The sequence below is a fragment of the Pedobacter sp. 22163 genome (assembly GCF_052045595.1).
GTDB lineage: Bacteria > Bacteroidota > Bacteroidia > Sphingobacteriales > Sphingobacteriaceae > Pedobacter.
In genome coordinates, this window is the sequence record NZ_JBQEPM010000005.1 from 256,584 (window position 1) to 268,609 (window position 12,026).

11 protein-coding genes are annotated in these 12,026 nt (G+C 38.1%); 9 read left to right on the plus strand and 2 right to left on the minus strand.

The window, feature by feature from the left end; all coding sequences use genetic code 11:
• Positions 1-265: 265 nt before the first annotated feature.
• Positions 266-2,248, minus strand: a complete 1,983-nt coding sequence (locus tag ACTJKN_RS15030; protein WP_440826199.1) for a heavy metal translocating P-type ATPase — start codon at positions 2,246-2,248, stop codon at positions 266-268.
• 347 nt (positions 2,249-2,595) lie between these two features.
• Here ACTJKN_RS15030 and ACTJKN_RS15035 point away from each other — a divergent pair, with 347 nt between their 5' ends.
• The 3 genes from ACTJKN_RS15035 to ACTJKN_RS15045 all read left to right on the plus strand — a co-directional run bounded on the left by ACTJKN_RS15035 (position 2,596) and on the right by ACTJKN_RS15045 (position 6,318).
• The gene (locus ACTJKN_RS15035; protein ID WP_440826200.1) at positions 2,596-4,629 is read left to right on the plus strand and encodes a M13 family metallopeptidase; all 2,034 of its coding nucleotides are present in this window, start codon (positions 2,596-2,598) and stop codon (positions 4,627-4,629) included.
• Positions 4,630-5,017: 388 nt separating this feature from the next.
• Entirely contained in the window at positions 5,018-5,830 is an 813-nt protein-coding gene (locus ACTJKN_RS15040) for a DUF2625 domain-containing protein (RefSeq protein ID WP_440826202.1), read from the plus strand.
• Positions 5,831-5,853: 23 nt separating this feature from the next.
• The gene (locus ACTJKN_RS15045; RefSeq protein WP_440826204.1) at positions 5,854-6,318 is read left to right on the plus strand and encodes a DinB family protein; all 465 of its coding nucleotides are present in this window, start codon (positions 5,854-5,856) and stop codon (positions 6,316-6,318) included.
• Positions 6,319-6,367: 49 nt separating this feature from the next.
• Here the strand turns inward: ACTJKN_RS15045 and ACTJKN_RS15050 are convergent, their stop codons facing one another.
• A complete protein-coding gene (locus ACTJKN_RS15050; RefSeq protein WP_029279813.1) occupies positions 6,368-6,706 on the minus strand; it encodes an MmcQ/YjbR family DNA-binding protein in 339 nt (112 codons plus the stop codon).
• A 599-nt stretch (positions 6,707-7,305) separates the two neighbouring features.
• Here ACTJKN_RS15050 and mnmD point away from each other — a divergent pair.
• From mnmD to mazG, 6 genes are all read left to right on the plus strand, one after another.
• Entirely contained in the window at positions 7,306-7,968 is a 663-nt protein-coding gene (gene mnmD, locus ACTJKN_RS15055; RefSeq protein WP_440826206.1) for a tRNA (5-methylaminomethyl-2-thiouridine)(34)-methyltransferase MnmD, read from the plus strand.
• A gap of 283 nt (positions 7,969-8,251) precedes the next feature.
• Positions 8,252-9,199 (plus strand): aldo/keto reductase, encoded by a 948-nt coding sequence (locus ACTJKN_RS15060; protein WP_440826207.1) that lies wholly within the window; start codon positions 8,252-8,254, stop codon positions 9,197-9,199.
• Between the two features lie 79 nt (positions 9,200-9,278).
• Positions 9,279-10,388 carry an AI-2E family transporter gene (locus tag ACTJKN_RS15065; RefSeq protein WP_440826209.1) on the plus strand — a complete coding sequence of 370 codons (1,110 nt, stop codon included), beginning with the start codon at positions 9,279-9,281 and terminating at the stop codon, positions 10,386-10,388.
• A gap of 1 nt (position 10,389) precedes the next feature.
• Positions 10,390-10,686, plus strand: a complete 297-nt coding sequence (locus ACTJKN_RS15070; RefSeq protein ID WP_440826211.1) for a hypothetical protein — start codon at positions 10,390-10,392, stop codon at positions 10,684-10,686.
• A gap of 16 nt (positions 10,687-10,702) precedes the next feature.
• Complete coding sequence (locus ACTJKN_RS15075; RefSeq protein WP_440826213.1) at positions 10,703-11,152, plus strand: DoxX family protein; 450 nt, start codon at positions 10,703-10,705, stop codon at positions 11,150-11,152.
• 19 nt (positions 11,153-11,171) lie between these two features.
• Positions 11,172-11,978: a nucleoside triphosphate pyrophosphohydrolase gene (mazG, locus tag ACTJKN_RS15080; protein WP_440826215.1), complete on the plus strand. Its 807-nt coding sequence runs from the start codon at positions 11,172-11,174 to the stop codon at positions 11,976-11,978.
• Positions 11,979-12,026 lie beyond the last annotated feature (48 nt).

A 12,026-nucleotide genomic window follows, 5' to 3' on the forward strand; every position in this document is an offset into this window, starting at 1 on the left:
AACTGTTTCACCATATTCTTCTTAATGCCCTTAACTTCTTAATGGTAAACGGAGCTTCATTGTTTTCTCATCATTAAGAGGTTAAGAAAGTTTAGAGAACTGTTTCACCATATCTTCTTAATGCCCTTAACTTCTTAATGGTAAACGGATCTCCATTTTTTTTCATCATTAAGAAGTTAAGAAAGGTTAAGGCTTTATGTAATTTTCTTAATTATCTAAATGCCTTAATGGTAAACGATCATATACTCTGCATATAAATAGCGTATTAAAACTTCATCTTCTGAATTCGTACCGCATTTAAAATGGCCAAAAGTGCAACACCAACATCGGCAAAAACGGCTTCCCACATGGTGGCAATACCGCCCGCACCTAAAATTAAAACCAATGCTTTTACCGCGAATGCCAATACGATATTCTGGATCACAACCTTTTTGGTTGCCTTTCCGATTTTAATAGCAGTTGCAATTTTAGAAGGCTGATCGGTTTGGATAACGACATCAGCCGTTTCAATAGCAGCATCGCTCCCCATTGCCCCCATGGCAATACCAATATCGCTAATGGCCAATACAGGCGTATCATTTATTCCATCGCCAACAAAAGCCACCACCTTACTTTTGTCGCTTTTAATTTCTTCAAGCCTGGCTACTTTATCTTCAGGTAATAAATCGCCAAAATAAGTATCAATACCTAAACCTGTTGCTACTTTTTTAACAATTGAAGTTTTATCACCGCTCAGCATCACTACCTGTTTTATTCCGTTTTCATGAAGCTGTTTGATGGCTTCTGCGGCGTCTTCTTTTATTTCATCGGCAATTAAAACATATCCTACATATTTTTCGTCAACGGCAACAACCACAATACTTTCTTCAATAGATGTAATCGTGGCATCAAAGGCAATATTAAATTTCGCTAAGAGTTTTGTGTTCCCTGCCAAAACCGCTTTGCCATTTACCGATCCCTTTAAGCCCATTCCAGCAATTTCCTCAATATTTTCGGCGGGATGAATTTCTTTCTGGCCTGCGTATTCTACAATGGCCTTAGCAATTGGATGGGTTGATTTTGCTTCAACGGCAGTTAATAAATTCAAAAACGTTGCTTCATCGATACTGCTTTCTACATGTTGAACCTTAAAAACGCCTTTTGTCAAGGTTCCCGTTTTATCCATTACAACAGTATTCAGCTTGGTAATTAAATCGAGGAAGTTAGAGCCTTTAAAAAGAATCCCATTTGCCGATGCTGCACCAATACCACCAAAATAACCCAATGGGATGGAAATTACAAGCGCACAAGGGCAAGATATGACCAGGAAAACCAGCGAACGGTACAACCAGGTTTGGAAATGATATTCGCTTCCTAAAACCAAAATCGGGATAGTAACCAGCGCGAGGGCTAAAAAGAAAACAATTGGTGTATATATTTTAGCAAACTTGCGAATAAAGAGCTCGGTTTTAGCTTTACGCGTAGTGGCATTCTGAACCATTTCCAAAATGCGCGACAATGCACTATCGGCAAAAGCCTTGGTTACTTTTACTTCGATTACTTTATCCAGATTAAGCATTCCGGCCAAAATCGATTCGCCCTTAATAATTGTACGCGGTTTACTTTCGCCCGTTAAAGCGGCGGTATTAAAACTGCTTTTATCGCTGACCAGTTCTCCATCCAGGGGGATTTTCTCACCAGCCTTTACTTGGATGGTTTCGCCAATTTCTACCTTTTCAGGATTAACATCTTCGTATTTTCCATTACGGAATACATGTGCTATATCTGCGCGAACATCGAGCAATGCTTTAATATTCCTTTTGGCACGGTTTACAGCAGCCATTTGGAACAACTCGCCAATGGTATAAAAAAGCATTACCGTTACGCCTTCCGGGTATTCGCCAATGGCAAAAGCACCGATTGTAGCGATTGACATTAAAGAGAATTCAGTAAAGAAATCTTTAGCTTTAAAAGTTTCCCAAACCTCACGTAAGACCGGAATACCCACAGGCAAATAAGCCACGATGTACCAATAAGGCCGGATAATCTGAAATGCAGGAACCGTAAATAGATTATCAAATGCAATCCCGATCAGTAGCATAACCAATGTTACAATGGCTGGCAGATAAGTTCGAAAGGCCGACGGATCTCCACCATGATCATGGTCGTGTTCGTCACCTTCTTCGTGTGCATGATCGTGGTTATGTTTTGGAGCGGAATGTACTTTACTGCTGCAACAGCTATCTTCTTTATCGTGTGAGTGGCTCATTATATCTATTGTATGCTAAACATCATTTTTATTTATTATCGATAAAACCTCGCAGGTTTAGATTACCGTTTTCAAATTTATGGAAAATAAAATGCTTTATTCCGAATCGTTCTTGATAGCAATAATTTTTACAAGCGCACAATAAATTTTGTTAAAAAATGTTAATAGTGTATAAAAGATTTAAAATCATGAAATCTATTAAAATTTCTTTTTCAGCGTCCGAACTTATTAGGCGACTTGGTTTAGCAAAAATTTACTACTGGTTTAACAAGTAATATTCTTAATATATAACACCAGTATTAATTAGTATTTCATAAATTTCGCATAATTACTAACTTATTAAGCGAATGAAATACCAAAATTTGAAAAGATGTTTTGCGGCGCTAGGTATAGTCGCTGCAGGCTTTTCTGCAAATGCACAAACCAAAAAATTTATCGACCCTGCTAACATGGATCTTTCCGTTAAGCCAGGCGACGATTTTTACACCTACGCAAGTGGTACCTGGATAAAAAACAATCCTGTTCCGGCCAAAGAAACACGTTGGGGTTCATTTAACGAACTTCGCGATTTTAATATCAATGCTGTTAAATCTTTAGTTGAAGATGCAGCTGCTGATAAATCTGCTCCTGCTGGTTCTGTGAAGCGTAGAGTTGGCGATTTTTATACGGCTGCCATGGATAGTGCAACCATAGAAAAGTTGGGCTATACGCCAATAAAAGCAGATTTACAAAAAATTAAACAGATTAAAAACATTCAGGGCGTGTTAGACCAGGTGGCTTACATGCGAACCAATGGTTTAGGTGGTGGAATGTTCGGCCTGGGTGTTGGCCAAGACCGCAAGAATGTAAACAAATATATGGTGAATATTGGTCAGGGCGGCACAACACTTCCTGATCGTGATTATTATCTGAAAGATGATACCCGCAGTGTTAAAATCCGCGAGGCTTATAATACCTATATGGTTACTTTGTTTACCTTAACAGGAAGTACGCCTGAAGAAGCAAAACAAAAAGCGGCAACCGTTTATAATATTGAAAAGCAATTTGCTGAAGCGCAGATGAGCCGTTTAGAAATGCGTGATCCTTACGCCACCTACAACAAACTTACTGTTGCAGAACTGAACAAAAAAACGCCAGATATTAACTGGACAACCTATTTACCTAAATTCAAAATCAAAAATCAAGATACCGTTCTGGTTTCATCGCCTAAATTTATGGCAAGCCTGGATGGAATGTTGAAATCGGTTCCGGTTACCGATTGGCAAACTTACCTGGAGTGGAACATTTTAAAAGGTTCTGCCTCTAGTTTAAGTTCTCCATTTGTTAAGGCAAGTTTCGCTTTCACACAGGTACAAACTGGTCAGAAAGTACAAACACCACGTTGGCAACGCATGTCATCTTTAACCGATGGCACTATTGGCGAATTATTGGGCCAGCTTTATGTAGCCAAGTATTTTAAGCCGGAAGCTAAAGAACGTATGAACGAGATGATCGTGAACTTGCGGAAAGCATTCGAAATCAGGATTAATGGTTTAGAGTGGATGAGCCCTGAAACCAAACAAAAAGCTTTGGCTAAGCTCAATGCATTTACACCAAAAGTGGGTTATCCGGAAAAATGGAAAAACTACGATGGTTTAGTAATTAATAAAGATACCTACTTCCAAAACTTACGCAATGCAAGTGTTTGGGGTTACAACGAAATGGTTGATCAGTTAGGTAAACCTGTCGATCGCAAACGTTTTGGTATGACTCCTCCAACAGTTAATGCTTACTACAGCCCTACCCTGAACGAGATTGTTTTCCCTGCAGGTATTTTACAGTTTCCTTTCTTCGATCCAAATGCCGATGATGCCGTTAACTATGGTGGTATCGGTGCGGTAATCGGTCACGAAATGAGCCATGGTTTTGATGACAGCGGAAGTCAGTACGATGCTGCTGGTAACTTAAAAAACTGGTGGACAGCTGAAGACAAAGCCAAATTTGATGCCAAAACAAAAGCTTTAGGTGAGCAGTTTGATGGTTATACCGTATTGGATACGGTTCATGTAATCGGTAAACTGACTATGGGCGAAAACATTGGCGATTTAGGAGGCTTAAACGCGGCTTATACTGCTTTTAAAATGACTAAACAAGGTCAAAGTAATGAGAAAATTGATGGTTTTACGCCAGATCAGCGTTTTTTCCTTGCCTGGGCTCAGGTATGGAGAGGTAATATTTTACCGGAAAGTGCCGCTCAATTAATTAAAACCGATCCACATTCTCCAGGCCCGTACCGTACTATCGGTGCACCCGTAAATATGGATGCATGGTACAATGCTTTTGATGTTAAACCTGGCGATAAATTATACAAAAAACCAGAGGACAGAATTAGAATGTGGTAGTTTTAAGGTGGAGGGCTGGAAGGTAGAAGGTGTAAGGTTTTCCACTCAATTGTTTAAAATCAGTTATTTTATATCATCCCTATATTACAAGCGCCCCGATTTATTGGGGCGTTTTGTTTTCTTAGCGCGGGGGTCAGATGTTACCATCTGACACTGACTGAAATTATCAATTCAATTCATCGAATTAATCAATTCTTTTTAGATGTTGAATAAATCAGTCGGATGTTACCATCCGACTGCACGATTGCTCACACGCCTTGGTTTGTGTCTCCACAAACCAACAATTAAACCAAGCTCAATATTTCTTCCGATTCAAAAAATTAATCAATCTCCTTTCAACAATTCTTAATTATCATTCTATCTTTGGAAAAACATAAGCCCCTTTTTCATGAGAAGCGCATTCAAAACAATTCTTATCCTAAGTTTAACTTTATTCTCTTCAATAACTTTTGCTCAGGATAATAAGTTAATCAGTCTCGAAGCATTGGTAAATAAAACCGATCCGGCCTGGCCGTTGGTAAAAAAGTGGATCGATTCTGCTAAAAATAAGGTAGAGGTGCTGCCAGTTGATTCTGCAAAAGCAAAAGAAGTTTTATATCACTCGCAAATGACTACCTATGCTACACTTGGCTCGGTAATTTACAATACCGGAGGCATTATGGTTGATAATGGCTGGATTAGAATTTTAGGCTCGGGCAGCGAAAGATTGAGCCGAAATATTGCCGAATGGAACAAAGGAAAAACCATAAAAGAATATGGCGATAACATTCCCTACCTGTTAATTGCTGATGACGCTGTAGGTGGTTTCTTTGCCATCAATTATGGCGGCCTGGGTAAAGACATTAAAAATGTGTATTACCTGGAGCCTAACACCCTAACCTGGCAACCGCTTGGAGCTGGATATGGTGAGTTTCTTGTTTTCTGTTTTGATAGCGATCTTTCTAAATTTTACAAAGGTTTGCGCTGGAGCAATTGGAGCCAGTTTATTGCGAATTTAGATGGCACCAAGACTTATAGTTTCCGTCCATATTTATGGCAAGAAGGAACCGATATTGAAAAGTGTACCAGAAAACTGGTAGGCATTGAAGACATGTACCGTTTTAATATCATGAAGTCGAAAGAACTGAATGCTGATAAAGGCATAAAAAAAGACGATACACAAAAGAAAGAAACAAAAGAGGAAACCAAAAACGAGCAGTAAGTTACTGTCTATAAAACAATTAAATGACTGACACAATTGCTACCATCGCCCAGATTAAAAACACCAGAATTTTTATTCTAGAATTGGTAAAGGATTTAAGTACCGAACAGTTAAATAAAATCCCTTCAGGTTTTAACAATAACATTATCTGGAATATTGCGCATTTAACTGCAGCGCAACAAAACATGTGTTATATAAGATCTGGACTTGAGATAACTGTTGAGGAAAAATATTTCAGTCCTTTTTTAAGCGGAACAAAACCTGAAAAGTTTATTGAGCAGAAAGAGATAGATTTAATTTACAATGTACTCTTAAACAGCACGGATCGTCTGGCGGCAGATTATTCGAGTCATATTTTTCTAAAGTTCGACCCTTGGGATAAACGTTATGGCATGAAATTAAACTCAATAGAAGATGCGATTAATTTTATCCCTTTCCACGAGGGTATGCACATTGGCTACATTATGGCCTTAAAGAAACTTGTATAAAAATCTTGCGTTGAAGATATCCGCTGCTTTAATGCTTTTATGGCAATGCTTAGGCGTATTTTGCCTGTGTTTTCTTAGGTAATTTAGCTAAAACCATCGCCCTCGAATCGGCCACCCTTTTTTTCAGTTCTGTTTCATTAAACACCTCCAGGTTATCAACACGTATCCATTGTCGTTTAGCCATATGGTGAGCCTGTTGTATCCCATCTCTAGCCGTTAATGCATCAAACTCTTCGGGATCACACTTTATAGAGAAACTATTATCTTCATCAATAGCGATAATGAAATACATTTTTTCTTCGATCATAAAGCATAAATGACCCCATTTCATTCCCTCGGTTGTACCAGGTAAATTCAAACAATATTCTCTGAAAGATTCGATATCCATTTTAGGGTTTAGGGTTTAGGGTTTAGGGTTTAGGTGAGATCAAAGCTAACAACAAAAGATTAAAGCTGAAAGAGAAAAAGTCAGCGGTCGGACGTCCGGGGTCCGAGGATTAATTAGCTAAGCAAAACTTACGTTAGTTTAGGTAAGGTGGTGATAAAGGTCGGAAAGCCTGGGAACGGAGGTGTGAAATTTGAAGATTAAAGCTGAAAAACCAAAGAGAAAAAGTCAGAGGTTGGGAGTAAGAAGACTAAAGCGGATTAACTTCACCTCCTATCTCTGGCTAATTTATCCTAAAATCCAGAAATCGTTTAAATACTGCATTCGCATCTACACCATGATCTTGAAATCCAAAAATCATATTAATCCTATATCTATATTTACGTCATGATCTTGAAATCCAAAAATCACATTAATCCTATATCTATATTTGCACCACGATCTTGAAATCCAAGAATCCTTAAAATCCTAGCTAATCCAAAAATCATATTAATCCTATATCTATATTTGCGTCATGATCTTGAAATCCAAAAATCACATTAATCCTATACCTATATTTGCACCGCGATCTTGAAATCGAAGCATCCTTAAAATCCTAGCTCATGAATATTATAACGCCTACTGCTGATGGCTCGAATACACTCTACAATGAAACTATTGGCGAACATTACCACAGTAAACATGGCGCATTACAGGAAAGCAAACACGTATTTATTGATGCTGGACTAAAATCCGCCTCTGCTAATTTAACTGAAATTTCCATTTTGGAAGTTGGTTTCGGCACCGGATTGAACTTTATTTTAAGTTTCGAACATTGTACAGCAAATAACATTAAACTTAACTATACCAGTATTGAGGCCTTTCCGCTTACTACAGCAGTAATTGAGCAAACAGGTTACGCTGCATATGTTCCCGAAGTAATATGGACCGGTTTTATTTCAAATTACCCTGAAGCATTAAAAGCGCCTCAACAATTAACATCGCTTTGCACTTTGGAAATTCCGCATACTACATTGGCCGAATACCAGAGCGACCAAAAATTTGATGTGATTTATTACGATGCCTTCTCTGTGCAGCACCAGCCCGAAATGTGGAGCGATGAAATTATTGCACATGCCTGCAGTTTCTTAAAACCAGGCGGAACTTTTGTTACCTACGCCATTACCGGAAAATTGAAAAGAGCCGTTAAAGCCTGTGGATTTACCATCGAAAAATTACCTGGTGCTCCAGGAAAAAGGGAAATGCTTAGGGCCATCAAAGGTTGAGGGGTGAGCGTTAAGAGTTTAGGGGTTAGCATTTAGCGGTTGTGTATTACGATTAGGCGATTTGGATGAAAACCTTAATAGTAGCAATGCAGAAGTACCTAAACCTGGGTGCAGCGGCAGCCTCCGTTTTTCTACGGAGCTATAGCGTAACACAGGACTAACTTTAAAATTCAAGGTTAATTGCTTTCAAAAAAACCTTCCTCATCTCATTTTGACATAATTTCGACCGCCCCTAAAAACTGCTGGCTCCAAGATTTGTTAGCATATTATTAACATTCATATCATGGAAAAAAGAATTTTAGGAAAAACCGATTTAAATATTGCACCCATTGTATTTGGAGGAAACGTATTTGGCTGGACAATCGATGAGCAAAAATCGTTTGAAATATTAAACCAGTTTGTAAAAAGTGGATTTAACTTTATCGATACTGCTGATGTGTATTCGCGTTGGGCACCTGGAAATAAAGGTGGAGAATCAGAAACAATCATAGGCAATTGGCTCAAACAACACAACAAACGCCACGACGTAATTATTGCAACAAAGGTGGGTTCTGATATGGGCCAGGGTAAATCTTTAAAGAAGGATTACATCATAAACGAAGTAGAACATTCATTATCACGCTTGCAAACAGATTATATCGACCTCTATTTCTCTCATTACGATGATGAAAATACCCCGGTTGAAGAAACCTTAAGTGCTTACGAAACTTTAATTAAAGCAGGCAAAGTACGTTGGATCGGCGCATCAAACTTTTCTGCTGAGCGGTTAAAAGAATCTTTGATTTATGCTACTGAACATGGTCTGCCTCGTTATGAAGTTTACCAACCAGGATACAACCTCTATGATAGAGAAAACTTTGAGCAGGAGCACGAAAAAATCTGTCTGGATTATGGCTTGGGCGTAGTAACCTATTATTCATTGGCCAGCGGATTTTTAACAGGAAAATACCGCAGCGAAGATGATTTAAATAAAAGCCAGCGTGGTGGTGGCGTTAAAAAATTTCTGAATGAACGTGGCTTTAAAATTTTAGCGGCATTGGATGAGGTTGCTGAAAAACACCATGTTGAGCCAGCTTCGGTAGCCCTTGCCTGGTTAATTTACCATCCATCAATTACAGCGCCGATTGCAAGCGTTACCGATTTAAGCCAGTTAAAATCTTTTACGGATGCAGCGAATTTGAAATTATCGCCAGAAGATATTTCACTTTTAGATAAAGCGAGTATCTATTAAAAATAATCTCTTATATTTAAATGCCCGATTGATGAAACAATTAATCGGGCATTTTGTATTAAACAGGATTTAAAATTATATGAAAGACAAATTATCGTTCCTACCTAAGCTTGCCCTGGTTCTTTTCTGTTTAATAAGCTTAACCTACATCGCCATTTTAGGTCAATCCCTGTTGGCACCGCTGCTTTTCTCTTTTTTAATGGCAATTTTATTGTTGCCCGTGGGTAATTTTTTAGAGCAGAGGTTTAAGTTTAAACGAAGCTTATCTACGCTGGTTTCAGTAGTGCTAATGATTGCTGTAATTGGTGGAATTATATATTTTTTTGGCAATCAGTTGAGCGATTTATGGGCCGATTGGCCATTGTTAAAAGAGAAAGCCAATGTTTCGTACCATGAACTGCAGAAATGGATTTCGCACACCTTTGGTGTAAATTCTCAGAAACAGCTCGATTATTTAAATGATAGTACCGAGAAAGCTTTGGCTACGAGTGCTGCTATTGTTGCTACCACCCTGGCCACACTATCTTCTACCTTATTATTTTTGGGTTTCACGCTTTTGTTCACCTTCTTCATTTTAAATTACCGCCGTGTTTTATTCACTTTCTTGACCTCTGTTTTTAAAGAAGAACACAAAGAAAAAGTTTCTGAAATTGTTAGTCAGATTCAATATATCATTAAAAAATACATCATCGGTTTATTTCTGCAGATGCTTATTGTTACCGTATTAATGATTACTGTATTGAGTTTATTAGGGGTTAAATACGCTGTTTTATTAGGCTTGGTGGCAGGTATTTTTAACGTTGTACCTTATTTAGGGATATTTTTTGCTTTACTGGTAAGCTGTTTAATCACCTTTGCAACAGCTGGTGCAGGTAAAGTGCTTTTGGTTTTAATTGCCTTTGTCGGTGTGCATGCGATAGATGGAAATGTGCTAATGCCACTGGTAGTGGGTTCGAAAGTAAAAATTAATGCACTTTTCGCCTTTATTGGTATTGTAGTTGGCGAAATGATCTGGGGGATATCGGGCATGTTTTTATGTATCCCTTATCTGGCCATATTAAAAATAATCTTCGATAGAGTGGATAATTTAAAACCTTGGGGCATTTTAATGGGCGAAGAGCATAAGCCCGACAAAAAGAAACGCGTTTATCGAATTACGAAAAAGATTAAATTAGAAGAAAAGGATTAGTATGGCCGAAAATAGATCGCCTCATATTTTAAGCACTTCTGCCAATCTGTTGGGCATCTGCTTTATTGTGCTTACTTCTTTAAAAAAACTCGCACTTACCGATGGTTCCATCATTGATGAATTTGCCGTAGCTGCCGTAATGTTTTTTATGACCAGCTGCATCTTATCTTTTATCTCTATGAGAAGAGAAAGAAACGCAAATCAAAAGTTAGAAAAAGTTGCCGATTTTGTCTTTCTATCAGGCTTGGTTATCTTATTCATAGCAACGATTTTGATTGCCTTTAATTTGATCAAGTAAGTCAAAATTATAATAAATGAAACCCCTATTTGTATTACTTAGCGTTTATGTTGCCCTATTAGCCTTTGGCGGCCATACCACATTTGATAAAGGAAATATTTTTGCAGGCAATATCGCCATGGGCGTGATGTTAGTTTTTACAGCTATAGGGCATTTCAAGTTTAAAACAAGTATGGCTGCTATGGTTCCTCTATTCATCCCTAAAAAAGTAGAAATTGTGCTTTTAACAGGTGTGTTGGAAATCTTATTTGCCATTGGCCTGGCCATTGAAAGCACCAGATATTTTACCGGGATAGCCCTAATTATTTTTTACATTGTCATTTTACCTGCCAATATTTACGCTGCCAAACACCGCATCAATTACGAAGATTTGTATAAGCCAGGGCCAGGACCAAAATATTTATGGTTCAGAATACCCTTTCAGCTTTTCTTAATCGCTTGGGTTTGGTACTTTAGCGTTCGATAAATATAGCTCAACCATAAATATGCCTAACAATCCAATTCCTGCAAGTGCCAGTAATCCAGCTGACGCTTTTACGCGTTTACTTACTGTTTTAGATACACTGCGTACACAATGTCCTTGGGATAAAAAACAGACCATGGAAACATTGCGCCATTTAACGATAGAGGAAACTTATGAGTTGAGCGATGCTATTTTAGAGGGCGATTTAGACGAAATTAAAAAGGAACTTGGCGATGTGATGATGCATTTGGTTTTTTATTCGAGAATTGCTTCCGAAACTAATGATTTTAACATTACAGATGTTTTAAACGGGGTTTGCGATAAACTGGTAAACCGACATCCACATATTTATGGCGATGTTGAAGTGCAGAACGAAGAAGACGTTAAACGCAATTGGGAGCAGATTAAACTGAAAGAAGGTAACAAATCAGTTCTGGCGGGTGTTCCATCTTCACTACCAGCTTTAGTTAAGGCTGCCCGCATTCAGGAAAAAGCCCGAGGTGTTGGTTTCGATTGGGAAGATAAAAATCAGGTTTGGGAAAAGGTAGAAGAAGAACTACAGGAGTTTAAAACTGAATTCAATGTTATCGATAATACGGCCATTGATATTGAAAAAGCAGAATCAGAATTTGGCGATGTACTTTTTTCTTTAATCAATTATGCACGTTTCATTAACATCAATCCTGAAAATGCACTGGAAAAAACCAATAAAAAATTTATCAAACGTTTTCAGTACCTCGAAACCAAAGCAAAAGAAAACGGAAAAGCCCTGGCGGATATGACGCTTACCGAAATGGATGTATATTGGAACGAAGCAAAGAAAATATAGCCAAAAGGAGTAAAATCGCAAAATTCATATTAAATTTGCGATTACATT